This is a genomic window from Streptomyces sp. C, from assembly GCF_000158895.1.
GTDB classification, from domain to species: domain Bacteria; phylum Actinomycetota; class Actinomycetes; order Streptomycetales; family Streptomycetaceae; genus Streptomyces; species Streptomyces racemochromogenes.
In genome coordinates, this window is the sequence record NZ_GG657750.1 from 1 (window position 1) to 26,935 (window position 26,935).

29 protein-coding genes are annotated in these 26,935 nt (G+C 70.5%); 12 read left to right on the forward strand and 17 right to left on the reverse strand.

The window, feature by feature from the left end; translation table 11 throughout:
- Positions 1–1,897, forward strand: a 1,897-nt coding sequence (locus SSNG_RS00005) for a helicase associated domain-containing protein (RefSeq protein WP_042800294.1), incomplete at its 5' end; no start/stop codon positions are given.
- 301 nt (positions 1,898–2,198) lie between these two features.
- Here SSNG_RS00005 and SSNG_RS00010 read toward each other — a convergent pair.
- From SSNG_RS00010 to SSNG_RS00030, 5 genes are all read right to left on the reverse strand, one after another.
- On the reverse strand, positions 2,199–2,789 hold the full coding sequence (locus tag SSNG_RS00010) for a hypothetical protein (RefSeq protein ID WP_007261700.1): 591 nt from the start codon (positions 2,787–2,789) through the stop codon (positions 2,199–2,201).
- A gap of 87 nt (positions 2,790–2,876) precedes the next feature.
- Positions 2,877–3,920, reverse strand: coding sequence for a hypothetical protein (locus SSNG_RS00015; RefSeq protein WP_129593260.1), 1,044 nt, complete (start codon positions 3,918–3,920; stop codon positions 2,877–2,879).
- Between the two features lie 129 nt (positions 3,921–4,049).
- Positions 4,050–4,790, reverse strand: coding sequence for an ATP-binding cassette domain-containing protein (locus tag SSNG_RS00020; RefSeq protein ID WP_007261702.1), 741 nt, complete (start codon positions 4,788–4,790; stop codon positions 4,050–4,052).
- Positions 4,791–4,911: 121 nt separating this feature from the next.
- On the reverse strand, positions 4,912–5,262 hold the full coding sequence (locus SSNG_RS00025; RefSeq protein ID WP_206731265.1) for a hypothetical protein: 351 nt from the start codon (positions 5,260–5,262) through the stop codon (positions 4,912–4,914).
- Positions 5,263–5,411: 149 nt separating this feature from the next.
- The gene (locus tag SSNG_RS00030; protein ID WP_128636804.1) at positions 5,412–5,828 is read right to left on the reverse strand and encodes a hypothetical protein; all 417 of its coding nucleotides are present in this window, start codon (positions 5,826–5,828) and stop codon (positions 5,412–5,414) included.
- A 564-nt stretch (positions 5,829–6,392) separates the two neighbouring features.
- Here SSNG_RS00030 and SSNG_RS43230 point away from each other — a divergent pair.
- The 5 genes from SSNG_RS43230 (at position 6,393) to SSNG_RS00055 (ending at position 8,961) form a co-directional block, all read left to right on the forward strand.
- Positions 6,393–6,569: a DUF6233 domain-containing protein gene (locus SSNG_RS43230; protein WP_347232489.1), complete on the forward strand. Its 177-nt coding sequence runs from the start codon at positions 6,393–6,395 to the stop codon at positions 6,567–6,569.
- Positions 6,566–6,787, forward strand: a complete 222-nt coding sequence (locus SSNG_RS00035) for a hypothetical protein (protein ID WP_007261706.1) — start codon at positions 6,566–6,568, stop codon at positions 6,785–6,787. Before SSNG_RS43230 ends, SSNG_RS00035 begins: the two co-directional genes overlap by 4 nt.
- Before the next feature lie 135 nt (positions 6,788–6,922).
- The gene (locus SSNG_RS00040; RefSeq protein WP_241694943.1) at positions 6,923–7,276 is read left to right on the forward strand and encodes a ferrous iron transport protein A; all 354 of its coding nucleotides are present in this window, start codon (positions 6,923–6,925) and stop codon (positions 7,274–7,276) included.
- A gap of 922 nt (positions 7,277–8,198) precedes the next feature.
- Positions 8,199–8,582 (forward strand): DUF6354 family protein, encoded by a 384-nt coding sequence (locus tag SSNG_RS00045; RefSeq protein WP_007261709.1) that lies wholly within the window; start codon positions 8,199–8,201, stop codon positions 8,580–8,582.
- 187 nt (positions 8,583–8,769) lie between these two features.
- Positions 8,770–8,961, forward strand: a complete 192-nt coding sequence (locus SSNG_RS00055; RefSeq protein ID WP_007261711.1) for a hypothetical protein — start codon at positions 8,770–8,772, stop codon at positions 8,959–8,961.
- Positions 8,962–8,988: 27 nt separating this feature from the next.
- Here the strand turns inward: SSNG_RS00055 and SSNG_RS43235 are convergent, their stop codons facing one another.
- Positions 8,989–9,288: a hypothetical protein gene (locus tag SSNG_RS43235; protein ID WP_241694944.1), complete on the reverse strand. Its 300-nt coding sequence runs from the start codon at positions 9,286–9,288 to the stop codon at positions 8,989–8,991.
- 224 nt (positions 9,289–9,512) lie between these two features.
- On the opposite strand from SSNG_RS43235, the gene SSNG_RS00065 reads away from it, so the two are divergent.
- Complete coding sequence (locus SSNG_RS00065; RefSeq protein ID WP_007261713.1) at positions 9,513–10,232, forward strand: DUF6585 family protein; 720 nt, start codon at positions 9,513–9,515, stop codon at positions 10,230–10,232.
- Positions 10,233–10,520: 288 nt separating this feature from the next.
- On the opposite strand, the gene SSNG_RS42855 is transcribed toward SSNG_RS00065, so the two are convergent.
- The 4 genes from SSNG_RS42855 to SSNG_RS00085 form a co-directional block, all read right to left on the reverse strand.
- Positions 10,521–11,081: a hypothetical protein gene (locus SSNG_RS42855; RefSeq protein WP_206731266.1), complete on the reverse strand. Its 561-nt coding sequence runs from the start codon at positions 11,079–11,081 to the stop codon at positions 10,521–10,523.
- A gap of 619 nt (positions 11,082–11,700) precedes the next feature.
- Positions 11,701–12,195, reverse strand: coding sequence for a hypothetical protein (locus tag SSNG_RS00075; RefSeq protein WP_007261716.1), 495 nt, complete (start codon positions 12,193–12,195; stop codon positions 11,701–11,703).
- 52 nt (positions 12,196–12,247) lie between these two features.
- Positions 12,248–13,489: an IS110 family transposase gene (locus SSNG_RS00080; protein WP_007261717.1), complete on the reverse strand. Its 1,242-nt coding sequence runs from the start codon at positions 13,487–13,489 to the stop codon at positions 12,248–12,250.
- Positions 13,490–14,254: 765 nt separating this feature from the next.
- Entirely contained in the window at positions 14,255–14,782 is a 528-nt protein-coding gene (locus SSNG_RS00085; RefSeq protein ID WP_042800302.1) for a YcxB family protein, read from the reverse strand.
- Positions 14,783–15,376: 594 nt separating this feature from the next.
- Here SSNG_RS00085 and SSNG_RS00090 point away from each other — a divergent pair.
- Positions 15,377–15,685, forward strand: a complete 309-nt coding sequence (locus tag SSNG_RS00090) for a hypothetical protein (RefSeq protein WP_129593261.1) — start codon at positions 15,377–15,379, stop codon at positions 15,683–15,685.
- A gap of 1,744 nt (positions 15,686–17,429) precedes the next feature.
- Positions 17,430–17,873 carry a hypothetical protein gene (locus tag SSNG_RS00100; RefSeq protein ID WP_241694945.1) on the forward strand — a complete coding sequence of 148 codons (444 nt, stop codon included), beginning with the start codon at positions 17,430–17,432 and terminating at the stop codon, positions 17,871–17,873.
- An 80-nt stretch (positions 17,874–17,953) separates the two neighbouring features.
- Here SSNG_RS00100 and SSNG_RS00105 read toward each other — a convergent pair whose 3' ends face one another.
- Positions 17,954–18,280 (reverse strand): hypothetical protein, encoded by a 327-nt coding sequence (locus SSNG_RS00105; protein ID WP_165364949.1) that lies wholly within the window; start codon positions 18,278–18,280, stop codon positions 17,954–17,956.
- Positions 18,255–18,551, reverse strand: a complete 297-nt coding sequence (locus SSNG_RS00110) for a hypothetical protein (protein ID WP_007261726.1) — start codon at positions 18,549–18,551, stop codon at positions 18,255–18,257. The genes SSNG_RS00105 and SSNG_RS00110 overlap by 26 nt, the downstream gene beginning before the upstream one ends.
- Positions 18,552–18,674: 123 nt before the next feature.
- Here SSNG_RS00110 and SSNG_RS41570 point away from each other — a divergent pair, with 123 nt between their 5' ends.
- The 3 genes from SSNG_RS41570 (at position 18,675) to SSNG_RS00125 (ending at position 22,231) form a co-directional block, all read left to right on the forward strand.
- Positions 18,675–18,836, forward strand: coding sequence for a hypothetical protein (locus tag SSNG_RS41570; RefSeq protein WP_165364950.1), 162 nt, complete (start codon positions 18,675–18,677; stop codon positions 18,834–18,836).
- Between the two features lie 833 nt (positions 18,837–19,669).
- Positions 19,670–20,557: a LysR family transcriptional regulator gene (locus tag SSNG_RS00120; RefSeq protein WP_007261727.1), complete on the forward strand. Its 888-nt coding sequence runs from the start codon at positions 19,670–19,672 to the stop codon at positions 20,555–20,557.
- Between the two features lie 87 nt (positions 20,558–20,644).
- Positions 20,645–22,231, forward strand: coding sequence for an AMP-binding protein (locus tag SSNG_RS00125; RefSeq protein WP_050779488.1), 1,587 nt, complete (start codon positions 20,645–20,647; stop codon positions 22,229–22,231).
- Positions 22,232–22,542: 311 nt separating this feature from the next.
- Here the strand turns inward: SSNG_RS00125 and SSNG_RS00130 are convergent, their stop codons facing one another.
- The 5 genes from SSNG_RS00130 to SSNG_RS00150 all read right to left on the reverse strand — a co-directional run bounded on the left by SSNG_RS00130 (position 22,543) and on the right by SSNG_RS00150 (position 26,636).
- A complete protein-coding gene (locus SSNG_RS00130) occupies positions 22,543–22,938 on the reverse strand; it encodes a GNAT family N-acetyltransferase (RefSeq protein ID WP_042800305.1) in 396 nt (131 codons plus the stop codon).
- 147 nt (positions 22,939–23,085) lie between these two features.
- Entirely contained in the window at positions 23,086–23,547 is a 462-nt protein-coding gene (locus SSNG_RS00135) for an FxLYD domain-containing protein (RefSeq protein ID WP_129593262.1), read from the reverse strand.
- Positions 23,548–24,288: 741 nt separating this feature from the next.
- Entirely contained in the window at positions 24,289–24,606 is a 318-nt protein-coding gene (locus tag SSNG_RS00140) for an SCO5918 family protein (RefSeq protein ID WP_007261732.1), read from the reverse strand.
- 49 nt (positions 24,607–24,655) lie between these two features.
- Entirely contained in the window at positions 24,656–25,060 is a 405-nt protein-coding gene (locus SSNG_RS00145) for a CBS domain-containing protein (RefSeq protein ID WP_007261733.1), read from the reverse strand.
- Positions 25,061–25,106: 46 nt separating this feature from the next.
- Positions 25,107–26,636, reverse strand: coding sequence for a DEAD/DEAH box helicase (locus SSNG_RS00150; protein ID WP_007261734.1), 1,530 nt, complete (start codon positions 26,634–26,636; stop codon positions 25,107–25,109).
- Positions 26,637–26,935 lie beyond the last annotated feature (299 nt).

Below are 26,935 nucleotides of genomic sequence, written 5' to 3' on the forward strand. Positions count from 1 at the left end.
CCTCGCCGGGTTCGAGATCGACGTACTGGAGATCCGCGACCCCTCCCCCGTCCTCGGGGAGTCCGAACAGGCGCAGCGGGGCCGGCGCCTGGCGCTGCTGCAGGCCGCACTCCTGGAACACGCCACGGCGTACAACCTCCGTACGGTCATGACCTTCCACCAGAAGGTCGAGGAAGCCGCCGCGTTCGCCGAGAAGCTGCCCAAGACGGCGGTCGAGCTCTACGTCACCGACGCCTCCGACGCCGACCTGGCGGCCGCGGCCAAGCTGCCGAAGTCCTCGATCGACGCGGAGTTCTACGAGCTGGAGAGCGGTCGCCACGTGCCGCCGGACCGGGTGTGGTCGGCGTGGCTGTGCGGCGACCACCTCGTCACCGAGCGCCGCGAGGTCCTGCGGCAGTTCGCCAACGGCATCGACGCGAACAACCGGCGCGTACACCGGGCGTTCCTCGCCTCCGTCCGCGTCCTCGGCGAAGGCGTAGACATCACCGGCGAGCGCGGGGTGGACGCGATCTGCTTCGCCGACACCCGCGGCTCCCAGGTCGAGATCGTCCAGAACATCGGCCGCGCGCTCCGCCTCAACAAGGACGGGTCCACCAAGGTGGCCCGGATCATCGTGCCCGTCTTCCTGGAGCCCGGCGAGGACCCCACCGACATGGTGGCCTCCGCCAGCTTCCGCCCTCTTGTAGCCGTCCTCCAGGGCCTCCGCTCTCACGACGAGCGCCTCGTCGAACAGCTCGCCTCCCGCGCCCTCACCAGCGGCAAGCGCAAAACCCACCTCCAACGCGACGAGGACGGACGCATCGTCGGCACCGGCGGGGAGAGAGAGGACCAGGAGGACGGCGCCGACACCGCAACCGAATCGGCGCTGCTCCACTTCTCCAGCCCACGCGACGCCGCCACCATCGCCGCGTTCCTGCGCACCCGCGTCTACCGGCCGGAGTCGCTGGTGTGGCTGGAGGGCTACCAGGCACTGCTGCGGTGGCGGGCCGAGAACGGGATCACCGGCCTGCACGCGGTCCCGTACGACACCGAGACCGAGGTCGGCGTCACCAAGGCGTTCCCGCTCGGCCGGTGGGTGCACCAGCAGCGCAAGGCACTGCGCGCCGGTGAACTCGAGGACCGACGCAAAACCCTGCTGGACGCCCCAGAAGCCGGGATGGTCTGGGAGCCCGGCGAGGAAGCGTGGGAGGCCAAACTCGCCGTGCTCCGGTCCTACCGGCGGGCCACCGGGCACCTCGCGCCCCGGCAGGACGCCATGTGGGGCGAGGACGACGAGATGATGCCCATCGGCCAGCACATGGCCAACCTCCGCCGCAAAGGCGACAAGAACGGGCTCGGGAAGAACGAGGACACCGCCACGACCCGGGCCGCACAGCTCACCGCGATCGACAAAGACTGGAACTGCCCCTGGCCCCTGGACTGGCAGCGCCACTACCGCGTGCTCGCGGACCTGGTCGACGCCGACGGGCAGCTGCCCGACATCGCCCCCGGCGTGCTGATGGACGGCGACGACATCGGCAAGTGGCTCCAGCACCAGAAGCAGCCGGCCACCTGGGCGCGACTCCTGCCCGAACAACAGGCACGGCTGACCAAACTCGGCGTACAACCCGACCAGACACCCTCACCCGCCCCCGTAGCCAGCCGCGCAGAGAAGGGGCCCAGCAAGGCACAACAGGCCTTCCAACGGGGCCTGGCAGCCCTCACCCAGTGGATCGAACGGGAAGGCGCCCACCGACCAGTCCCCCGCGCCCACAGCGAACGGATCTCGGTCGAAGGTGAGGCCGAGCCGGTCGTCGTGAAGCTCGGCGTATGGATCACCAACACCAAGCAGCGACGCCACAAACTCACCGCCGACCAACACGCCGCCCTCGCAAAGCTCGGCATCCACTGGGCCTGAGCCCGACCGGCGCTGAGGTGGCGTGTGTGGGACCCCGGATAGAGGTCGTTCCGGGGTCTCGAGCCATGGCCCATCACAGGCCGCGAAGCCGAGGGAAGAAGCCAGTGAGGCACTGCCACGTCTACAGGGTTACGCCCCTTGGGCCAGGCCAATTCGCTCGTCAAGGACGAAAGAGTGACCTGCGGTGCCTGCTGAACTGGGCGCCGGATCCGCTACGAGATCCGAGCCGACCTCCACCTCGGACTGCTCCACCTCGCCTGCAGCATCCTCTGCTTGCGACGACTCGTTCTGAAATGATCGGTCATAGGGTGACGCGCGGGCGCTTGAGGCTGCTGAATGTCGCCCCGGCGATGAGGACCGCCACGCCCGCCAGGAAGGCGGGCGTACTGGCCGCAGGGTGCAGGACGATGGCCCACGGCTGCGCTCCACGACCGCCGCTCTTCCATCCCCCCACGGCGAGAACCAGGGGGATAGCGGTCAGGACCGGTGGTGTGATCCGGGCGCCGGTAAGGGGGACGAGGAGCAGCGCGAGCCCGAGGTAGAAGGCGGTGTTCCGGCCGATTGCCAGGGCCACGGGGGCGGCTCCTGCGAAATGACCGAGGACGGCCATGGCGAGGGTGAGGACTGCGCATCCGCCGGCAAGGAACGTATCCCGGCGGTGGACTGCCCGCACGGCCACGGTTTCCGTGGCGTTCCGGGCACGGCCCGTGAAGGCGAGCCAGATCACGGCGGGTATGACGGTGATCAGCGCGGCGAGAAGGAAGTTTCCGGCACCGCCGACCATCGCAGGAATGGGGATGCGGCTCTGGCCGAACGCCAGGCCGGCGCCGGCCGTCACAACGGTGACGGCCACGAGCGTAGGGACGTTGCGGGATGCGGCCCACCAGTTCACCGGCCCGCTCCTTCAGGGTTCAGGGCCGGTTTCTTGTCGCATCCGGTGAGCGCGGCCCGGTTCGCCTCGTACCAGGCGTGCTGACGGTCAGAAGGCAGCGTGAGGACCTGCTGTGCGAGTTTCGCGTCGTCGGGGGAGACACGGCCCTGGGCGGGCTGCCGGGGGTGCTTGGGTGGCGATGGCCGTCAGCCATGCGGTGAGCGGTCCCCGGGCGGGGAACGCCGGGTACGTGTGGCTGGTGCGGGCGCATTCGGGGACGGGGGGCAGGAGGGTGTTGGCGAGGTTGGCGGTGATGTCCTGCTCTCGGACCTGGCCTTTGCCGCCGAAGCCGGCCTGTCCGGGCTTGAGGTCGCGGCTTTGGGTGAGGGAGGGGACCACGGGAAGCCCGGCGCCTTTCAGTCGGCTGCTGTAGGCGCGAGTGGTCGCCACTATCCGCGTGCGCCCCGGGGTCTCGGGCCACAGGCACACTTCCGGAACTCCGGCGGTGTCGCAGAACAGCGCGTCGGGGTTTCGGTCTGCGACCGGGTTGTAGCCCATGTTCAGGACCATGAGCACCGAGGCCGCGGACGCGGCGACGAGGGTGGCCAGAGGCTTCCACCGATCGGTCTGGGCGATCGCGAGAAGGCTTGCGGTGATGATCCCGCCGCTGAACAGGAGCGGCGCCCACACGGCCATCGGGTCGATCACCGATCCGACCGAGCAGCAGCTGTCGTAGGCGCCCGCGACCAAGTGTCGGGGCCATGGGGTGTCCCAGGATCCGGGGAACGCGGTCAGGCAGAACCCGGCAACCATTGCCAGCGGTGCGGCCGCAAGGTGCGGGAGGCGGCCGCCCAGGAGGTATCCGGCCAGCGTGGCAGCGGCCATCAGCAGCGCGTACACCACGAACATGCCCAGGTGGGAGAGAGACGGAAGCGTTGCCGCGGCCGAGACCGCGACTCCGACCGCGATGAGCATCCCGGCAACGCCCATCACCCATACCGGGACCAGCAACGGCAGCGCGATGGCGAGCCGGCTGCGGGAAGGGGCTTGTCCGAAGACGTTGCCCCGGCGCAGGCGTGCGCTTTCCCACGCTCCGCTCGCCGCGCACGCGGCGGTAGCGAACGGGATCGTGTAGGAGGCGTTGCCGAGCACCGACGGCCCGTACCCGGGGACGGTGCCCGCGGTGATCGGGTCTGACAGGAGCAGCAGGATGTAGCCCGCCAGGAGAACGAGCATCAATCCGGCGGAGGAGGACCGCAGGAGAGTGGTGATGCGCATCGGTCAGATCTCCCGTCCGACGAGCATCAGGTAGGCGGCTTCGGCCTGGTCGCGTCCGCGTGCGGCGGTCGGCGCCAGGGCGTGGAAGTCGGCGGGGCCGCCCTGGAAGCAGATCTTTCCGTGGGCGAGGACCGCCACCTGGGTGTACAGGTCGGCGAGGTCTTCGGTCTGGTGCGTGGAGACGATCACCTGCACGCTGTCGGCCAGGTCTTCAACGAGTTCACGGAACACCAGGCGCTGCGTGGGGTCGAGGCCGGCGGTCGGCTCGTCCATCAGGATCAGCTTGCTGCGGTGGGTCAGTGCCCCGGCGATTCCCATGCGGCGGAGCTGGCCACCGGACACCTGGTGGCTCTTGCGCCCCGCGAGGCGGGTGAGGTCGACTCGGCGCAGCGCGTCCTCTGAGGCTTTCCAGGCCAGGTCCTTCGGCATGCCCTTGAGCCATCCCGCATAGGCCACCTGTTCGCGTACGGTCAGCCCGGGCATGGGGGTGATCTGCTGGGGGATCCACGCCACGCGTTCACGGTAGGCGGCCAGATGGCGGCCCTTTGCGGCGCTTCCCTCGAAGGTGACCGACCCGGACGAGGGAGACAGGTGGGATGCGGCTATGGCCATCAGCGTGGACTTGCCGGCTCCGTTCGGGCCGAGGAGGACCGTGGCCCGTGCGTCAATCCGGAGACTGAATTCGCTGAAAACGGGCGCATTCCGGCCGTAGCGGAAGGAAACGCGATCAAAAATCAGAGACATGAGGAACGCACAATCCGCCTCCCGCTGCCAGCGGGAAGGCCTTGCTCATGGGAGAGTGGACACCAGAGGGTCCCGGTGCTGAATCCACCGGGACCCTCGTACTACGTGTTCAACGTCGGCACTACCAGCCGACCTTCACGTAGCGGACGGAGATGTACGTGCCGCTGGACACGTCCGTCAGCGCGAAGTAGTAGTTGCCCGCATCGTCGGGGTCGCCGTAGTCGACCCACCCGCAGTAGTTTCTCCGGGTTCCCTTGCTCCGGTCCGGGGCGCTGGGGACGTCCTTCCACAGACGCAGATCGGCGTAGTTGAACCCGCCGCCGCCGTCCGCCGTGCAGCCCTCGAAGTAGATGCCCGTGTAGTCCGAGCTGCTGTTGCTGTCATACCAGCGCCGCGACTCGTTACCTGCCCGCCACGAGCCGATGGACGACTCGAATTGGCCTTCCGTCGCCCCGGCGTGTGCCGGAACCACGGACACCGCACCCACTAACGCGGCCCCCGCCATCGCACCGGCCCACGACCTTAAACCGATCTTCACTCGATCCCTCTCATGTCTGGGGCGCCGCCTTGTCTAAGCGCCGCCTGGGAGCCGGCAGGTCCGACTCCGGATTCGATCTGCGGCTACCAGCCGACCTTGACGTAATCGATCTTGATGAAGTCGCCCTGGCCGACGTCCGCCAGCTGGAAGTAGTAGTTGCCCGCATCGTCGGGGTCGCCGTAGTCGACCCACCCGCAGTAGTTGTTCCTGGTGCCCTTGCTCCGGTCCGGGGCGCTGGGGACGTCCTTCCACAGACGCAGCGACGCGTAGTCGTAGCCCCTGAAGTCGTCCGACTGGCACCCCTGGAAGTAGATGCCGGTGTAGTCCGAGCTGCTGTTGCTGTCATACCAGCGGCGCGACTCGGTCGGGGCCGTCCACCATGAGATGTGGGACTCGAACTGGCCCTCGGTAACGCCGGCGTTCGCTGGCGTGATGCCGCCGATCCCCAGGAGCACGACACCGGCCATCAGACCGGCTGCCTTCTTTCGCCGGGTACTCATCGGATCCCCTTCCCTTCTCGTTGACCCTGTGTGAGGGAATGACGGAGGGAGGAAACATTCGCACAAGCGCCTCCCCCCAAGGCGCCTTGAACCATATCCGCAGAACACCCCATTCCATGGCGGGTGTTCGAGTGTGGCTCAATTGCACACCTGCCCCGTACACCCCCTGCAACACGGGCCAGGTGCAAAAACCACAAGCCAGATAGATTGCAGATAGTCACCACATTGTCTCGATCATGAGCCCGCCCCACACGCGCCCCGCTGGCGATGTCCGCACACTCACACTCTCCAGGAGTACCCCGGGCCGTGGCTCGGACGACGAGGCGGGTGGGAGCAGCGCTTGCTGTCCGCGGCGGGGTTGCGGGGCTTTCCTGCCCAACTCCAAGGTCATCATCTACGGCGACGCCGACCACGGCTTCCTCTGGCCGACTGGATCTGCTGCGCTTCCTGGAGCGGGTCCAGGTTCAGGACCTCCAGCGCACCCGAGACTGGATAGCCACCGAAGAGCAGCTGATCGCCGCCAGTGCCGGGACGCGGCCCGCGCCGCCACCTCGGGAGTGACTGATCGAACATGGGATCGGGACCGGTCGGCCCGCGGTCCGGGTCCACACCGGCGGCTGCTGGGAGACCCGCACCCGCTGCAAGCCCGCCACGGTCGACATCGTCCGACGGGCCCTCACCGAGGGCGTCCCCGCCTGCCCGCAATGCCGCCCCGACACCGCCCTGGGAATCCTCGAATGAGCCCCTGCCACGACCCGGACATACGCCTCGGCCCCCGTGTGACCGTGCACCCGCCCGACGCCCAGGGCCGCCGCCGCGCCCACGGCATCGGCGACCTGATGGAGTTCCTCCGCCGCGCCGGCCTTGACCCCGACAACGTCGACCTGGACGACACGCTGCTGATCGAATGGCGCGGCGGCGGGCCCGACGTCTGGACCCTGGGCCCCGGCAAGAAGTAGGCCCGGCCGGCGGGCCCGGCCATGCGCAGCGCCTCCCCCTCCGCCGCAGACGCCGGTACCGGGCCGCGGTCGACCGTGCTGAGCTTGTTCTTTATCTTCTGGCACTTATGACGTGGTGCGGGCAGGGTGGGCGGAGTGACAGACAGTTCCGACTCTGCTTCTGCGGATGTAGATGACCGCCAGGCGATAGAGCACGTTCTCGGTCGCCCCTTGAGTCAGACATGGCCGACGGGTGCATTGGCACCCGGTAGCCGGGTCACGGTCGTTCGTGCCCCGGACTGGGACGGTCCTTGGCAGGTCGAGTTTCCCGGAACGATCGATGCCATGGGTGCACCCGAACCCAACGAACATGCCAAGGCGCTCCGTGGCAAGCTGCTGTACTGGGTCACCTTTGACACGCCGCAGTACGACAACAACGGGGACGGCCCCTATCGCAAGGCCCAGATCTGGGACCGGTACCAGAGGACCGAACCGGAGCCCGAAGCGTAGGGATGCCGCCGCAGGTCACGTTGCCGCGCTCGAATCGCCCGTCGAACTAGGTAGCTCACTATCTCGACGGCCTGGAGGTGCTGCTCCACCAAGTGCGTCACCTCAGGGGCGCCGTGCAACGCCGGGTACTCGGTCAGTGGTCTGCCACGCCACAGGAGCAATGCAGCGCTGGTCGCCGCTCCGACGGCCTCCCAGTCGGACGCCCGTGACGCCTTTTGGGCACGGGCGAAGTGAGTTCCGAAGACCTCCGCGTCCACTTCGCCGGGGTGGACCTCAAGAACATAGGAGCCGCGGTTCCCCTGCAGCCTGTGGCCTGCCGGACCCAGCGCTGATCGCAGCCGCATGACGTGGTTGTGCAGCGAGGCCAGCGCGGTACGCGGCGGACGGGCCCCAAAGGGCGGCAATGAGGTGATCGACCTGGTGGGGCGTATTGGGCCGGAGCAGGAGGGTCGCCAGCAGTACGCCGCCCTTAGAGCCCGGTATCCGCCGCCGCTCGCCGTCCAGGTGAACAGTCAGTTCACCGAGCAGCTCGAACCTCACGTGCACAGAAGTAGATCCCTCGGTGGGACTGGGCGCTGCCGGACATGCGCCGTCCAGGTACCGGTCCTCCGCCCAGGCGTGCGGAGCTCCGGTGGTGTAGTTGCAGTCTTGACCGGCGTGGAAGGGAAGATCAAGTTGAAAAAACGGAGTGAGGGCGGCACGCCCCTCGTTCCTCTTCCAGTCACACAACGCAGTCACGGTGTCGGCATCAGCAGGCCGGTCCGAAGCCGGGGGCCAATCCACGTTCCGCGGTCGCGATCACGATCGTCTGCTCCTTCACCGCGGCCGCCCGCCGGCCACCGTCGACGGCCACAGGGCCGCAGGCCCGGTACGGCATGGACCGCGCCGACCCGGCGGTGGCTGTTGGAAGACTGGGCATAGGGTGCTGCCTGGCAGGACGTGGGCCCTGCGGGCTGGAAGAGGACACATGGCGGGAACGGTCACCGAAGGACAGCTGTACCGGGATCTGGCACCCGACATGAGGGCGCGGGACAGGCGGCTGCGTGTGGTGGAGGTCGGGAACGCTCGGGCCCGGCTCGTCGTGGAACACGACCTCGGCGGCACTGGCGGGAAGACCACCCACGCCAGCCTGGTCCGGCTCGCCTCCCGCGCCTTCGAACTCGTCGAAGACGCCATCGACGAAGACCCGCACTACCTCACCGTCCTGGCAGCCATCTCCGCAGTCCACCACCCCGACACCTCCCCCGCCGACTACACCCGCGCCGCCCTCCGCGCCCTCCGCACCCCGCGGACGCCGTCCTCGTAGCCCCGGCGCACGGGGCCGAGCACGAAGGCCTGGCCCCGCTCCAAGGCGCCGAACCCCAGGCCGGGCAGGCCCGCCTCCGTGCCGGGCAGCACGAGCCGCGGGAGCCCGGGCAGCCCCGCCCCACACGGGCGCTCGTACTGGCGCCGAGTCTGCGCGCCGAGCTGGATCACCGCGGGCTGCTGAAGCAGTGGGAGTCCGTCCCGGCCGACGCCCCGGCCGCCGCTGGACGTACGACCGGCTCCGCCAGCCGTGCGCGGAACTGGCCACGCACACGGTCACCGACACGGCGGGCGCCTCCCTCACCGCCTGCACCGTCCACACCGCCGAGGCCGAACAGCAGATCACCAGGGCCACCGTCACACCCCTCCCCCACGGCTGAACGGGGGCTACAGGCGTCCACGCGCGGCTACGGGGTGTCGCCCCGCCACAGGAACCGGCCGACCCCAACGGGGTGACCGGGGTGACCGCGGTCCCCTTCGTCGGCCGGCTCATAGTCGGACCGCCCGCCGGGCCCGAACGCGCCGTGGTCCGACATCAACGGCGCCCCGTCCACCACCTCTTGCGGGTCCCAGCCCGTGACGTCGAGCAGCTGCCCACCCAGGGGGCCGCCCACCAACTCCACGTAGGCGCGGCCCGGCCGCGGACCGCGCTCCACATCGTCCGGCTCCGGCCCGTACACCCACCGGTCCCACCACGCCACATCCACCCCCACAGGCTTCCACCCCCGGCAGGCGGCCAGGGGGTGGAACACTGAACGGGTCTCCGGAAGGGGTGATCCGCCGGGCCCCTGCACGCACGGACCGGACGCGCACGCGGAAAGGGACACATGTCACTGTCGTGACACCACAATGGGCAAACCATCCCGGCGACTTGGAGAGCTGATCTATCTTCAGATCTCCATTGCCTACATCGTCCCTGGGGGATCACCGCATGGCTACCGACGAGATCGCGCACATACGCCGCGAGCAGCCCTCGCCTGCTGCCGCCCAGCTCGCCGCCCAGCAAGGGCTAGGGAACTGGACGGACACCATCGCCACCTCGCAAGGCTTCAGGAACCGAAAGTGGCGTGACTGGCGCATGTTCCTGTTCAACGGCGGCCTGGTCGTTACCTCCCCCGACGGTTACCTGGCCGCTTATGACTGGCGCACCGTACGCGTCCTGCAGTTCCGTCGTCAGGACGGCTTTTCCTGCCAAGCCTTGATCGACCCGCAGGGCAACGCGCTCAACATCGGCTTCGGCCGCATCCCACTGTTCCAGTCCGCGAAGGCAGCACTCGGCGTCAGCTCATGGACCAACGGGGCACCGTTCCTGTACCCGAACTCGTGGGGCGACGGAATCCAGGACGCCGTGGCCCGCGCCCAGCTGCCCGGTACGCTGAAACGTATCGAGGTCGGCGAAACGGTCACCTTCGGTCCCTACAGCCTCAACAAGGACCGGGTGTGGGACAAAGAATACGGCTGCAGCTGGAGCGAGATCGTGGAGATCTTCTGCCAGGACGGATCGTTCTACCTCAACGGCACCCAACGCCGGTCCCAGGCGCCCCGCTCCGAAGTCATCGAGCGCATCCCCAACCTGCACCTCCTGATGAACGTGTGCATCGAACTGAGCCCCAAAGTCACCACCTTCGGCAAGCTGGGGCAACAACAGTAGCTTCCCGTCAAGACCGAGAAAACAGGGCGGGACGCCCGGGTACCTCATCCCGTAGACCGGACATCACCACAGGTCAGCGACTCCCATCGGTAGCCCCGTACTACGATGCAAGGAGAGCGGTCAGGGTGACCACTTCCACGGTGGGACGACACTCGCCGTCCCGTGGGGCCGCACCGCACCGAGGGGCGGACGGAGGCACAGCGCGAGCGATGCAACCGAAGCCCCGTGTCCTTTCCACCTCTCACGTGCTACTCCTGCCGTTGATGGCCGAGGTGGGCGGGCTGGTCCTCAGAGGCGGGCGGGGAGGTCGGATTCTCCCGCCAGGCCACCAGGCCACCAGGTCATCCGGTGTCGGGCGAGGGCCCTGCTGTCGGGCAGGCCGCTCGATGATGTGCCGCGGGGTTCCTTGCCATTGCTCGTGCCGGACCTTTCCCCGTCGCATGGAGTGTCCGAGTAGCGGCGGAGGGCACGCCGCGCCAGCCGCCAGCGGGCCTTGAGGGCTTCGCGGCTGTCCTCGCCGGCGGCCGCGGCCTCGTCGACCCGGGCGAGCAGGACGCGGTCGGCCTGGTCCAGGACGTCGGCCCACCCGCCGTGCGTCGCCGGGTCCACTCCGGTCAGGGGCGTGAGCCACAGGTCCGCGTGGGACTGGAGCTGCTGCTCGCCGGAGCGGTAGTCGAGCACGGGGCCGCACGGCATGGTGCCGGTGTCCGGGTATTCTGCGGAGCCGGGCCAGCCGTCGAGGTCTGCGGCGTGCCCGGGGCACAGGTAGGCGAGCCAGGCCGCACCGGGACCGTGGTCATGTGCCGGGCCTTCGCGGAGCACGGTCGCCTGGGCCGGGCACTCCACCACCGTGCGCAGGCCGCCGAGTCACGGTGGCCGGAGAGCTCCTGGACGATCGACGGCACGCTGAGCTCCTTCGCGGGTCAGACCTCGATGTAGGCGACGACACCACGGTGCGCAGCGCGGTGACCCAGTACAGGAGCCGGACGCGTTCGAGGTCGTCGGTGTACTGGCGTAGCTGGAGGTCGGCGGTGTCGCTGGGGAGTGCCTCGCCGATGTCGGGGTCGACGGAGACGACGACCAGGGCGCGGTGACCCTAGGTCCGATCGTTCACGAGGAGGGTCGGGTTTTCGGGCCGGTTTACGTGCGCCCCTTTCGGACCCCGTCGGGTAGCGGGCCAGAGGCCGTCCGAGACCGACACCGTCGACGTCCTCCGCTTCACCGCCGGCCACGTAGACGACCTGCCCGCACATCCCGAGGTCGACTGGGCGCAGCTGGCCTGAGCTCTCCGGCCCGGCCCGGATGGACGACACCTCTTCCCCTCGGCTATCGCGTGGGAAAGACACCTCGCAGCTAAACCGTCAAGCCGTGGGGCGTTGGGCCCCCACTTCGAATCTCTCCGAGGGTCTGTCCCTGAGCCCCGCCAGCACGCCGGGGGGCGGCTGACGGTGGCCGCCGGGCAGGTGGATCACCAGAGGCCGAAGAACCGTGTCCACCAGGTGGGTCGTGCTGCGAAGTGCTCCAGCGCGCTCGGGCCGTCGTAGTCGCTCTCCAGCAGTTCTTCGGGGATGCTCACGTAGCCGAGATCAGCCAGCGCCCGCTCCACGGTGGCGAGGTCGGCGAGGTCCAGCGCCCCCTCCTCGTGGGCCTCGTCCGTGCTGAGGAAAGCCCCCGGATTGTCTGCGCAGACCTCGGCAAGGGAACCGAACTTGCTCACGCAGACCACGATCCGCGTCCCGCGGACCGTCGCATCCGCAGGCACGCGGACGCGCCCGTACTCACTGGAGTCCTGGGTGTCCCGCTCCGACTCGCACAGGACCCCAAAGTCTGCTTCGAGCCGGCGCACCAGCCCGCCGAACTTGAGGCCGGTCGCCGTGCGGTCATAGTGCAGCGGCTGTTGCAGCCGCTCCGGGTCGTCAAGCTCGCGCAGGAGGGTCAGCAGTTCTATCTCGCTCTTCGCCATCCGCACATCCTGCCGCCCGTCGGGCGGCAGTGGAGAGACAGGGCCGTCCTGTTCACGCCGTAGCCGTCGCCGCTGCCTGGGGCTCTGAGGGGAACGCGATCGCTTCATCGAACGGGGTCCGTGTCAGAAGGCAGTGGTGAAGCTGGCCGAGCATCCGGTTGAACAGGTGCCGCAGCGCCTGCATGTGCCAGTCCCCTCCTGCCCGGCGACGCCGGTAGTGGGCATCCGCGCCGGATGAACCACTCAGGGAGGCGAAGGCCCACAGGTGACCGACATGGTTGAGCCGGTTGTTCTTCACGAACCGGCGGCCGACATAGCGGCGCTTGCCGGAAGCCCGCGTGATCGGAGCCGAGCCGGCGTACGCCTTCAGCCCTCCAGCTGTGGCGAACCGGGTCCGGTCGTCACCGATCTCACCCAAGATGCGGGCACCAACTTGGGGGCCGACCCCAGGAAAGCTCAGCATGATCGCCGCGTCCGGATGCGCGCGAAAGGCCTCCTCGGTGGCCCGCGCCAGGTCATCGACCGCCTCGCAGGCCACGTCCAGCTGCAGCAGCAGGGCCAGTGCCTGCCTGCCCATGGCGTCCTCAACGAGAGGCAGCTGCCGAGGGGCTTCCTCACGGAAGAGCTGCTGGATCCGCTCGGCGTCCGCCTCAATGCCCCGGCGACGGCCGGCTCGCCGGAGCATGGCGGTCAGCTTCCACATCTGCAGCTTGGCGGCCAGAGCAGGTGTGGGTGCGACGGCCAGAATGCGGCGGGCATCGGGGCGGGTCAGGGTTCCCGGCTTGTCCCTGAACGCCTCGATCATCGCCGGGAAGTACTCCCTGAGCAGGGACCGCAGCTGATTGGCGACCTGCTGCCGGTTCCAGACCGCGTCCTGCTGCGCGCGGGCCAGGACAGCGACGGCCTGGGCCAGGTCGGTATCGGCGGGCAGTGGGCGGTGGACCGGCGCGTCGGTGCGGATGATGTTCGCGAGGACCAGGACGTCGCCCGGGTCCGACTTCTTGCGGCTGACTCCGTGCCGGTCCCGGTAGCGGGAGGCAGCCATCGGGTTGACCGCGTAGATCTTCCGGGGGCCCTGCCGCAGCGTGGCGACCAGCAGGCCGCGGCTGGTCTCGAGGGCCACCGGGATCGGCGTCTCGACGGTGTCGCCGTGCTCGGCCAGGAGGTCCAGCAGCAGCCGGTAGCCGTCCAGGTCGTCGTTGATCCGACACTTGGCCAGCAGTTTGCCGGTGTCGTCGACGAGCGCGACGTCGTGGTGTCCCTCCGCCCAGTCGATTCCGCAGAACACGTCCATGGATCCGCCCCTTCTCCGGTGCTGTTCTCGAAGGCGAGCACGCGGGGCCGCACGGCGCACTAATTCCAGGGCTCCAAGGCCCGCCACCTCATCAGCCGTGCGCGGCGCCGCAAGCCGCACGGGCGCGCGCCGTGTCCAGAGCTCGAAGCTCGTGAGGAGAAAACGCGTCACCGTGCGGCAGCTCATCCTTCGAGGATCCCGAACCCGACGGGCCCGCGGGGGCAGAACGTGCGAGGACCGGCCGGCGCCCAGCGCCACCAGTCTTTACAAAGACCTCGCACGGTCGGAGGTGTCGTAGGGGTCACCACGGCACCGACCGGACCACACACGTCCTGCCCCGGGCTGGACAACGCCGCCCCGGACCCATCAGAGATCCAGGACCTCTAATTACTAACGAATTAGGAGGTGTCGGTCGTGGTACCGGAGGCTGTGGCCGCCCGCGTGGAGAACCGGTGTGGCCGAACTCAGCATTCCCGGGCGCGAGCTCCACCGTGCTGGCTAGCGTGACCAGCGGCGCTCCGCCCCATCGAGAGGACCAGCCTGTGTCTGACCTTGTCCTGCCTGCTCCCGCACAGCTGAGCCCGGTACGTGATGACCACGCCTGGCACTTCGACGCGCACCGTCACCGCCTGCATGTGCGGATGAGGGCTTGGCCGACGACAGACGGCGGTCATCTCGGCATCGCCACCGTGCTGGCTTCCTCGCACGCCTTCGTACTCCGTCCACGGCAGGAGGACCCGACGCGGGAAGTGGGGGACGGCGCCCCTATGCCCGGCGGCCCTTGGGCCGGCCGACCCGGGTCTCCAGCAGCACGCCCATCAGCTCTGCCTCGCCGGCCCCGGCGAGGAGCCGCTTGGGCACGATCAGCAGGCCGGACTTCCAGCCGAGGCGGCCTGTCACGACGTACACCCGCTCCGTCTCGTAGGAGCGGTACATGCTGCGCCACGGCACGCGCATGAGTTCGTCACCGCCGCGGACGATGACGAAGCCAGCGGCGTCGATGGTGGCCTGCTTCTCGCCCTTGGCCTGGTCGGCACGGAACGCGCGGCCGGCGAGCAGCGGGGGCAGGAACAGGCCGAGCACCCCGTAGACCACGGCGAGGGCCAGCAGGCCGCCGTTGACCGGGCCGCCACCGGGAAGGGGCCGCAGGCTCAAGGCCGCCATCAGCACGGCGGCCACCACGATGAGCCACCGCAGGCGCCGGAAGGTCCCCGTGGCCGCGACCGCCTCGTCGAACTCCTCCCGGGTGAGGGACCCGTTGAAGGTGATGGCTGCCTGTCGTATGTCGTCCACGAGTGCGGATCCTACCGATGCGGATGCAGTGAAGGGGCCGTTGCCCGTACCTCCGGCCGGCAGCCCCACGGCGGCGCCACGGTTTCCCGCCGAAGGTCGCGGCGCAGTCCGGCCGCCGACTGTCGCCGCCCTCTTGTGCAGGAGACCTCCTGCCGGGCGGCACGTGCAGGTCGAGTGGCGCGGGCAGGTCCCGGTGCCAGGGGCATGGCGGCGACCCGATCGGGGGGATGTCGGGGAAGCCGTCTTCGTCGGAATCTCCTGGCGGCCCACCAGGACGGCCGGGGGCATTCGGGAGGGTTGCGTCGCGGCGAATGTTCAGGGCACGAGGATGCGGCGGCGCCGTGCCGCCGCCAGGTCGGGCGGCGGCGCGGCGGGCGGATGCCGCGTGGTGAGGGGAGTTCCACGAGAGCGCGACGTGTGGGGCGCGTGCGTACGCGTCGTCGGCCGCCGTGCCGGACCGTACTCGCCCCAGGGGGAGCGAGTACGGACGGCAAGTCAGATGACTGATGCCGCACGGACGACTGCGACGGCACAGTGGAGTTGTTCCGCGGGCAAGGCCGCGGAGCGGTGTCCACGACGAAGGAGATCCTGTTCATGAAGCGCATCACACGGGCCTCGGCCGCCCTCCTGCTGGCGGCGGCCGCGGCCACCGCGGCGCTCACCGCGAGCACCGGGACGGCTTCCGCGGCGGCCAACGTTTCGTACGCCAACGACCTGGTGCGCACCTACGACACGGGCGACAGCGCCGACAACTGGAACGAGTGCAACAAGGCCAAGTACGTGGAGAACGCCCGCCTCGACCGAGTGCATCCCCGGGATTCCCAGGAGTACTACTACTGCGCACCGGGATACTTCGGAAACGGTGTCCAGCGGGTGAACCTCTGGTTCAGGCACCGGGCCTGACGGTCGGCGGCGCCCATGGGCCGGGGCTCTTGCTGTGCCAGAACCCGCCCGCCGGGCCGGTCGCCGTTCCGGACAATTCCGTCCAGGATCACCGGCCTCGCCACCTGACCGTACCGGGAACGGGTGGCCCGGGCCCGACAGCCCGGCCCCCGGCCGGCCGGCTGCCTGGGCGCCGCCTCCTCACGAAGGCCGCCAAGCACATCAGTGCTTCGGCCGAGCTCATGCCGGAGGCCGCGTCCGTCTCCTCGTACGCGACGACGAGCACCGGGACCGGCGCCGGGTGGGCTGGCCGGCCGAGCGGCTCGCGGCCGTGGACGGCGTCCTGCACGTCGACAGCGCGCCCGGCGGACCCGCCACGGTCACGGCCGGGCCGTCGGCGCGTCCGTGACGCCGACCGCCGGTCGCGGGGCCGTCAGCGCGTCCACCCGCTGCGCCGCACGCCCGCGGCGGAGCCCGTCCGGTCCGCGTCGGCGCGCCAGGTGACCAAGTTCCCGATCAAGGTACGCGGTTACCGTCGGGGGCGTGGAGGGCCGTGAACCGGACGGTGGCGGCGCCCGGGCTGCACGGGGCCGGCCGCCAGGCCGCGGGCTTCCAACGCTGCCAGGGCGCGGTCCAAGCCGACCACGACGAGGTTGAGCACGATAGGGCAGACGGAAGCGGCGGCCGCCACGGCGGCCCCGCTCTTCACCCAGATGGCCCCTACCGGTACTCGCCCTCGGGCCGCGTCGCGGCGTGCTCGCCGTACAGCCGCGTGGCGGTCAGCCGGGACCGCTCCGCGCGACCCCGGGGTCGCCGGACAGAGGCGGAGGCAAGGGCGGCTACTTCTTCCAGTACATCCCGAGTCCCAGCTGGTACTGACCGGCACTCCGTGCGAGGCCGGGGCGCGTCGTGCGTCCCCGGCGCTTCCGGTCCCCCGGCGCATCGGGCCCCCTGCATCAGTCCGTCCAGATGGTCAGGGGTCGAAGTGTCGCAACTGGCCGTCATGGGCGGCGATTGCCTTTGCACCCAGCGGACCCGCGACTGAGGGCCACCGAAGAACGGCCGCTGCCGGGGCGCGGCCGGCTCCGCCGCCTCGTGAGTGGTATCGGGTGAGAACCTGATCCGGGCTGCCTGGCCTTGTCCGTCAGCCCGCAGCACCAGGGGCAAGGGGCAGAGGCCGACGACGTCGCCGCGCGCCTGGCCGTCGTTGTCGATCAGCGCCTGCCGGACCGTGAACCGGCGCCGGCCCGTCACCAGGACCCCTTTACGCCGGTCCCCCTGACCGACGTCCACGAGCGGCTGCTGTGCGACGCCCCCAGATGCGACCCCCTTGCCCGCCACCGCCGACGCCGCCGGGGCCGGTGCCGCGTCCGGCTGACGCGTACTCGGAGCGGCCGCCGCCGGTAGCAGACCCAGGCGCGCCTAACTGTTGCTGATCCGCGCATGACATAGAGTCCCGTGGCGCTACTCCGTCCGGGCGCCAGTTTCTTGTGCGTCACCAAATGCACAGCGGAGTGGGACCGGCGTGGCTGACCACGGCTCCTCCTGAAGGCTCACCCGCAAGGCGACGGCATCCCTCGCGGGGGTGAGCAGGCCCACCGCCGGCGGAGGACGCGGCCCGCTCGTCTCCAAAAGCACAATCGACGGCATGACGACGCCAACGACCCCACAGCGCCTCCCTGTTGAATCCGCCCCCCTATGGGCCCGCCGCGCCGCGCACGCGATCGCCCTGTGCGCAGTACCGTCCGGGCTGTGGCGTCTGGCCATGGCTTCTGGGATCTACGTGGGCTACACCGACCAGGTGCTCCGCGATGTCTTCGCCATCCCGGGCTGGGGCATCGTCTACGTCGTCGGTTTGTCCGTCCTCGCCGAACTCGCGGCCCTCTTCCCCCTGCTGCTCGTCAGCGACCGCTGGCGGCCGCTGCGTCCCAGGGCTCTGGCCGCTGTGGCGTGGACGGCCTCGGGGCTGCTGGTTCTGTTCGCTCTGTGGCAGCTCGTGGTGGCCTTCACCGTGGAGAGCGAGAGCTACATGACGAGCGGGACGGCGCAGACGGTATGGGCCGGCGCCTTCGCCCCGCTGGCCGCCATCCCGGTCCTGATGACGGCGGTGACCTGGTCGTACTGGGACCGTAACCGCGCCGCGAGGGGCCTGAACTCCGGTCGGGGGCCGGTGTCGAGGCAGAGGGGCGGAGGGCATGCCGCCGGCTGACGGGGCCGGGTGGGGCCCGCGACCCGGATGTGAACCGGCGAGGACGCGGGCAGGCCCCTGTACGGCTACGGAGGTTGGTTTCAGCCGGCTGCCACGTCCCTACCCGGACCGAAGGGCGGAACATCGTCCACTGCCTGGTCCAGGCGCAACCGCTTGAGGCGGACCGGGTGGCGGCAGACTCCGCCGTGGTCGATCGCCCGGTCTGTACTGATCTCCACCACCAGCTCCGGAGGGACCGGAACCGCGTCGAGGACGTCGCGGTAGCACCGCGCGGCCGCGAACCGCACCCCGGTCCACGGGTGCCCGCGGCCGGCCGCGGCGAGGTGCTCGGCGACCTGGAGGGCCTGGTCCGGGCGCGGCAACGACGGTGCGGCCGGTGGATCAGCTCCTTCTGAACGCTCGACCATAACCCGAACCACGCACCAGCCTCGCAACCGGTGGCGGCCCGGGACCACGTGCACCAAACCGGCCGGTCTGGCGGCCGCCCATGTGGAACTTGGCACCGGCCGACGCCACGAGTTCCTTCACCAGCAGCTCGCTGCTGGCGGCGGCCCGCAGCTGCACCGCCGCCTCGGCCGTGAACACCTTGGGATCCTCCCACAGACGCTCCACCAGCTCCTTCAACGCCTGCACCACGGCGGACAACCGCGGCGGCGAGAGCGTCGCCGCATCGTCCAAGATCGCCGATACCGGGGTGGGGTGGGGACGTGTGCGCGGTGCCGGCGCGCGGGGTGCCTGCCGGTGCCGGAGGTCGTTGGGCAGTACGTGACTGCGTACCCGTTCCCTGTCGATGACCGTGCGTTGATCAGCGCCCGGTGCATGCTCTGCTACGTCCTCGGCCCCGCCGCCGCGGACGGCCTCCTGGACGCCATCGAGAGGGAACCCGGCCGGCCCATGGGAGGGTGGGACGGCAGTGAGGCGCCGCGCAAGTGGATGAACAGAGTGTTCCCCTCCTGGTGGTAACCCCGAAGATCACCCGCGATCGGGCGCCGTCCGGCCACGGGCTGCGGCGCGCTGCGTGCAAGTGGATCCCGCCCTCGGGGCGGTCCTCGCTCACCCGGCCTGCGGCTGTGCCGGGGTCGGCACCAGGGTGTCGCGGTGACGGCGCCGCACGCGTGCCGTGCGCGGCAGCAGTCCGCGCTGGTGCCCGAGGGCAGAACCGCATGCTCCACCACTCCCCCGGACCGGGCGGCCGTGCCCCGCAGCGCGGCGGGCCAGGCCAGCTCCAGCCACAGGCCGCTCGCACCCGGCCGGTCCCGGCCCGCGATCCGCAGTGAGCCACGGACCGCCATCGGCCGCGCAGCCCGGACCGTCAGCCGCTCCACCCCCACGCTCACGCTCGACTCGACCAGTACGGCGAGGGCCTCGGCGTCCTCCGGCGCGGCCCAGCCGGGCAGCCGGTCTTCGCCTGATGCGTCCTCGGCTAGGGCCAGCGCCGGATCCTCCAGCCGGACCGTCCGCGTCCGCGGGCCGGCCCCACGCACCACCAGCATCCGCGAGGGCAGGACGGTGGGCGTCGTAGCTTGCCGACCGCGCGCAGCCAGGCCACCAGCGCGCCCCGGTCGTCGAACGCCGTGCCCGCGCCGCAGCCTTGCGCCAGGTCGGGGAGGCCGGGCAGGGTCCGGCGCCGGCCCGCCGGCGTCGTAGGACTTGCCCTCGCGACCCGGGCGGCCTCCGCCGACGGCACCGCGTCCGCTCCGCGGACGACCGGCGGCAGTATGAGCTGCGGGCCGGGGATTGCGGCCTTCTGCGCGAGCGCCGCCGTCGGACGCGATGGGCTCGTCGAGACTATTGCCATGGATCTCCTTGCACTTCGCTACTTCCAGGCCGTGGCCCGTCATCAGCACATCAGCCGGGCCGCGCAGGAGCTGCGCGTCGCGCAGCCCTCGGTGAGCCGGACGATCAGCCGGATCGAGTCGGAGCTCGGCGTGCACCTCTTCGACCGTCAGGGGCGTCGGATACGGCTCAACGACCGCGGCGCCGCATTCCTGAGGCGGGTCGACAAGGCCCTGGCCGAACTGGAGGACGGGCGGCGGGAGATGGCCGACGCGGCCGCCGGAGGTCCGGGGCGCGTGGCCGTGGCGGCGGAGACCCTGTTGCAGTTGGCAGGGGTGCTGGCTGCCTTCCGTGCGCAGCGTCCGGGTGTGAAGGTGCGGCTGTTCCAGGCTTCGCTGGAGGGGATGCGGCGGCATGTCGTGTCCGGCGAAGTGGATTTCGCGTTGGCTTCCCAGACATTGTCCGGTCCCGGGCTGGCTTCGGTGGAGCTGTCTCGCGAGGAGGTGTTCCTCGCCGTTCCGCTTGGACACCGCCTGGCCGGCCGCGAGGACGTCGCGGTGGTCGAGCTGGCGGCGGAGGAGTTCGTCAGTACGCGTACGGGGCACTGGCAGCGCGCGCTCCTCGACAGGCTGTTCGCCCGGGAGGGGCTGTGCCCGCAGGTGGTCTGCGAGGGTGACGAGGCGGCGGCCACGCCGGAGATGGTCGGTGCGGGCCTCGGGGTCGGGCTGATGCCCGCCGTCGCCCGGCGGGCGATCGGTGAGGACGGCCCGGTGGCCTGGGCGCGCCTGGGCAGCACGGAGAGCCGACGCACACTGACCCTCGTCTGGCGGCAGGGCGCCTACCTGTCACCCGCTGCGCTGGACTTCCGCCGGCTGACGCGGGAACGGCTCATGCCTGCCGCGTCATGAGCACATGGCGAGATCGGTCGTGGAGGTCATGAAGGGGCGGTACTAGCGTCAAGGACGCCAGATGGATTCCGACGAGGGAGAACGGCGATGAGTGGGCAGTACGGCCCTGTGCGGGGCGAATTCGTCAGCTATGTCGATGCCATCCTCGACGTCTTGTCCGCCGAACCGCGGCGGACAGTGATCACCACTGCCGACGGATCGCAGATACGTGCGGCTGACCTCCGTGACCGTGTCCATCGTCTCGCCGCCGAACTGGGCGATCGCGGTGTGGGCCGCGGTACCACGGTGGCCCTGCTCACCGGCAGCACCGCCGAGGGTCTCGTCGCGCGTTACGCCGCCAACCTGGCCGGAGGCACGGTCGTCACCCTCTACGAGGGCACGAGCGCGACGACGATGGCGGCCATCATGGCGAGCGTGGACTGTTCGCTGCTCCTCGTGGACGGTCACCGGCAGGAGACGGGCGCGGAGCTGGCGGGCACGGCGGCGGCGTTTCGTACGTTGTCGTTGGGGCCGAGCACGTACGCCGAGGACGTCCTGGCCGTGGCCGACCTCCGCCCCGCCCGTCCACTGCGGAGCCTGGTCCACCCGGAGGACGACTGGCGCATCGGCCACACGGGTGGCACGACCGGGATACCCAAGGGCATCCGGATGAGCCACGGCGCGCACCGGCGCGGCCTCGATGACCGGCTCGCGGGTGCCGGCGATCCGCCCCGCTTCCTCGCCTGCACCTCGCTGGCCCACCTCGCGGGGCTCCTCGTCGACCGTACGCTGTACCAGCACGGGTCGGTGGTGTTGCAGGACGGCTTCGACCCGGGCGAGGTCCTGGCCGCTGTCGCCCGTGAACGCATCACCCACACCTGGCTGCTGCCGCCGCTGCTGTACCAGCTCCTCGACCATCCCGGCCTCGCGGGCACCGATCTGCGCAGCCTGAGCCGGGTCACCTACGGAGGCACCGCTGCCTCGCCCGACAGGCTGCGCGAGGCGGCCGCGGTCCTGGGACCCGTCCTGTACGGCTGGTACGGCCAGGCCGAGGCGCAGCTCATCACCGAAGCGGGCCCCGGGGAACAGGAGCTGACCGGTCGCGACGGGCACCTGACGGTCGGCCGGGCGATGCCCGGTGTGGAGATCGCCATCCGGAGGCCGGACGGCACCGTCCTGCCGGCGGGCGAGCCCGGGGAGGTGCAGGCGCGCTCGCACCACGTGATGCGCGGCTACTGTAAGCAGCCGGAGCTGACCGCGGAGGTGCTGAAGGACGGCTGGCTGCACACCGGCGACGTCGGCTACCTCGACGAGGACGGGCGCCTCTACATCGTCGACCGGATCAAGGAAATGATCGTGGTCGTCGGGGGCCACGTCTATCCGGCCGATCTGGAGGAGCTGCTGCTGCGTCATCCGGCCGTCGCCCGGTGCACGGTCTTCGGCAGCAGTGACGAGCACGCACTGGAACAGGTGCACGCGGCTGTGGTGCCCGTGGCCGGGCACCGGCCCTCGCTGGAGGAGCTGCGAGACTTCGTCACCGTACACAAGGGGGCTCTCTACGCTCCGCACGCCGTGCACTTCGTACCGGAGATCCCTCTGACGGCCGTGGGCAAGCCGGACCGGCGCATGCTGCGGTCCCGGTTTGCCCGCCCCTCGGCGGCCGGGGCGCCGCAGGCCGAGGCCTCACTTTCCTGAGCCCGCCCCGCAGAACGACTCTGCGAAGACCCCGCCGGCCGACTCCGCTCCCCGTCGGGCCTGGGGCCTGAGCCACGCGCTGTCAGCACGCCCGTTCGGTCAGCCCGGGCCTGTCACAGGCGTGTGGATCCCTCACTCTCACCCGCTCCGGCGCCGCGCGTCCGGTTGCAGGATGCGAGCTCGAAACGGAAGGCTGACTTCGAGGTCGAGATCGCCATCACGAGCGTCTTCACGAGTTCGGGTGCCCTGGAAGGGGGTCTTGATACCGCTCTTGGCCGCGCGTGTGGCGCCCCGAGGCGTGACCTGCGTTGTCATAGGGCAATCAGACCGGCTGCGGTCTCCTTGAAGCCGCAGGCGTCGAGGTAGAACGGGCGCAGGTGCTCGTCGAAGTCGACGTGCAGCCATTCGCACTTCGCGGCACGCGCCTCGCGTGCTGCCGCAGCGACCAGCGCGGCGCCGACTCCTTGTGCCTGGTGATGTCGGGCGACCACCGTGTCCAGGATGAACGCGTGGGCTCCACCGTCCCAGATGACGTTGACGAAGCCCATCAGGGTGCCTTCTTCCCAAGCGCATACCCAGCCCAGGCTGTGGCGCTCCAGCCGTGTCTGCCAGTCGGTCTGAGCGGCCGGGTGCGCGAAGCCATCGGCGTGCAGCGCGTTGAGGGCGGCGTTGTCGAAGGCGCCTCGCCACTGGTAGGTGATCGTCACGTCTCGATCGTAGGGTCCGCGCCGCGTCGCGTGTGACCGGATCATGAAGCGAGGAGAGACAGGGTTCCCCCGTATGCACGGCGGCGGCGCGCGGGCGGGCGCCACGGTGGACCGGCGTCGGCCGTCGCTGCCCGCCGCCCCAGGGGTTCATGAGGCGTAGCGGGTGACGTCGGTGATGCGGCAGGTGATCTTCACGGTGATCGGGTCAAGCCCGCGAGCGGTGGTTCTGGCGCGCTGGCCGGGGGCCAGGTCGGGCACGCTGGTGATGGCGTTTCCCAGGCGGGTGCCGGTGGAGTCGACGAACTCGACCTGCACCAGGTAAGTGCTGTTCTTGCTGGACCTGTTGGTGACCAACAGGTCGGCTTCGGCCCAGTCGGTCGTGTCGTTCACGGTGCACCGTGTGATTTCCACATCGTCCCTCGGTCCGGGCACGGCGTCCTGGGGCCGGGCCGCCGGTGATCCGGTCGGGCTCGGGCTGTCGTTGCGGTCGGTCACCGTCTGGCGCGGCCGCTTCGAGGGCGAGTCGGCCGGCCCGGGCCCTTGGCCTCGCTCCTCGGCCGCGAACAGCGCGACCAGCCCCACCAGCAGGACGACGACGGTGCCGATCACAGCGAGAACCACCACCAGCACCCGGCCACCGCGCCGTCGCGGGGGCGGGCCCCCTCCGGGGCCGGCAGACCAGGACCGCATGGGGCCCGGCGGCGGGCCGCCAGAACGCGGCCCCCAGCCCGGCGGCTGCCCACCCGGCGGCGAAGACGGATTCGACACCACGACCCCCTGACAGGCCGCGCACGGGGCCGGTCACCCGGCTGGAACACCTCCAGCATCATCCGCCGCCCACCACCGCGCACCTCACCGTCCTGCGGGAAGGACGCCGCCGCCGGTTCCGATGGGGGTCGCTTTACCCGCCTGCGCAGTCGCGGCCGGCTGGTCGCCGGAAAATCACACACGTGGAAGGCCGTGCCAGCCGGTGCATTCGGCGCCACCCGGCGCGCCCCGGTCCGGCCAACAGGACGGGGAGCGCGCCCTCGATCTGCTGGCGGCGGGTCGCCACCGGCCGATCAGCCGCCGGTCGATGCCGGCGATCTCCCTGGCCGGGCGGCGGCCCGGCGCTAAAGGGGAGCGGTCGGGCGGGCACGCTTCGCCGGCTGGACAGCAGCCGAGCGCCCTTGATCCCGCGCTCGGCCGAACGTGCGCGGGACCCGGAGATCACGCGACAGCTCCGGGCACCAGCCGCCCACCCACCCCACGAATGCCCAGTGCAACGAGGCGCTCTTGCGCGGCAGGCCGAGCAGGTCGACCGCTTCGGCCTCGCGTTCCTGCGTGCCGTCCGTGCGCCGGGCGCACTGGTCAGGCGGTCGCGGGGATGCCGAGCATGGCGGAGGCCTGCTGGAGGGGGCTGAGGGCGCGCGCGGGCCCGGGCGCGGCGGCCCGGGGCAGGTCGCGGCAGGTGAAGCCGAGCGCGGCCATGGCCCGCAGGACCTCGCCGGCGGTGAAGTCGCGGCGGTCCTGACGGGTGATGACTTGGCCGACCTGCTTGACGGGGTAGGTGCGGCGGCCGATGATCACGGACTCGCCGATGACCTGCTCGGGCTTGACGCCCTTCATGGATTCCAGGACGCCCGCCTTGGTGAGGTCGAACGGGAAGCGGGCGATGACGCAGCGCATGGTGCCTCACAGGGAGAAGAGGGGAACGGTCCGACCACGGTCAGGTGGTTCAGCGGGCGAGGGCGAGGACGCCCAGAGCGCTGTCTTGCTCGTCGATGACGGGCAGGGCGTCGAGCCGGCCGTAGCGCATCGCTTGTTCGGCTTCGGCCACCGGGGTCGTGGGTGAGGCGAACGGCCCGCGGCCGCCCAGGATCTCGCGCAGCCGGACCCGGTCCGTGTACGCGTCGCTGTCACGGATGGCGGTCAGCTGGGCCTGAGTGACCAGCCCGGTGCACACGCCGTCGTTGTCGCAGACGAGCAGATGTCCCGTAGGGGCGCTGTTCATGACGGACAGGGCCACTTCGACCGTCATGTCGTCGCAGACCTGCAGGCCGGCGGCCTTCATGGCGTCATGCACCGTCCGGTGCGCGGGCTCGGTGCCCTCCGGGCGGGGCTGCATCTGGACCAGCGTCAAAAGGTGCCTCCTGCAGAGATGGGTCAGTTTCCGGATCACGTTGGTCTCAGGCCGCCGTGTCCAAGGCGGACTGCCGCGCACTCGCGCGCCGGGCGGCCGAAGCCTGCCCGCGGCGGCCACGGGAGGCCGTGGTGCGCTTGGGGCGCTCGGACACCGGCGCGGTGATGGTGACCGGAGTGCCGGAAGGTGCCTGGGCTCCGGTGATCCGGGCCAGAGCCGCGTCGCCCGAGCGGACCTGGGTGGTCTGCGCAGTGATGCCCGCGGCCGTCATCAGGCGGGCCATCTCGCGGTGTTGGTTGGGGGTGACCAGGGTGACGACGCTGCCGGACTCCCCGGCGCGGGCGGTACGCCCACCGCGGTGGAGGTAGTCCTGGTGGTCGGTCGGCGGGTCCACGTTCACGACGAGGTCGAGGTTGTCGACGTGGATGCCGCGGGCGGCGACGTTCGTGGCGACCAGGACGGTGACATGGCCGGTCTTGAACTGGGCCAGGGTCCGGGTGCGCTGCGGCTGGGACTTGCCTCCGTGCAGGGCGGCGGCGCGGACCCCGCTGTCGAGAAGGTCCTGCGTCAGCCGGTCCACGGCGTGCTTGGTGTCGAGGAACATGATCACTCGGCCGTCACGGGCGGCGATCTCCGTCGTCATGCGCTGCTTGTCGGCGCCCTGGACGTGCAGGACGTGGTGCTCCCTCGTGGTCACCGCGCCCTGCGAGGGGTCCACCGAGTGCACGACCGGGTCCGCCAGATGCCGGCGCACGAGAAGGTCGACGTTGCGGTCCAGGGTCGCGGAGAACAGCATCCGCTGGCCCTCGGGACGGACCTGGTCGAGCAGAGCGGTGACCTGGGGCATGAACCCCATGTCGGCCATCTGGTCGGCCTCGTCCAGGACAGTGATCGCGACCTGGTTCAACCGGCAGTCACCACGCTCGATGAGGTCCTTCAGCCGGCCGGGCGTGGCCACTACGACCTCCGCGCCCGCGCGCAGTGCGCCGGCCTGCCTGCCGATCGACATGCCGCCGACGGCCGTGGTCAGACGCAGCTTCACGGAGCGGGCGTACGGGGTGAGTGCATCGGTCACCTGCTGGGGCAGCTCACGAGTGGGAACGAGGACGAGCGCGAGCGGCCGGCGGGGCTCGGCACGCTGCCCGGCGGTGCGGGCCAGCAGGGCCAGCAGGGCCAGGCCGAACGCGAGGGTCTTGCCGGAGCCGGTACGGCCGCGGCCGAGGACGTCGCGGCCCGCGAGAGTGTTGGGGAGGGTGGCGCCCTGGATCGGGAAGGGCACGGTCATGCCCTGCGTGCCGAGGGTGGCCAGCAACTGGGCCGGCATGTCGAGGGCGGCGAAGGCCTCGGCGGCGGGCAGCGCGGGAGTGGTCGTCTTCGGCGGTGCGAACTCACCCTGGACCGCGGCGGGCCGGCGGCCGTAGCCGCCCGAACGGCTCGGACCTCCGGAACGGCTCGAGGCCGACGAGCCGAAACGGCTGCCCCGACCCGAGCCGGCGGCGGTGCCACTGCCGAAAGCGGGGCCGCCGGTGCGGCTGCGGGCGCGGGAGGAGCGCTCATTCGTACGTGCGGGGTTCATGCGGAACCTTCCTTGATACGGCACGTATCAAGGAATTCCCTCAGCGTAAGAGCGGCGCAGGAAATTGCGAGAACGGGCGTAATGAATCGAAGCGGAGCTGACGGACAGGAAATCTGTGCATGCTCAGACGCTGAAAAAAGGGGGCGCCATAATGGCGCGGCAACCAAAAACAGTCCACGCGGGTGCGGCTCCGAGAGAGCCGGCCGGCCGAGTGTCTCCATGCTCACTAACGCGGGGGAAGGCACCGCGGTAAATGCATGCAGCTGGGGCCCGCACCCCAAGGGATGCGGGCCCCAGCT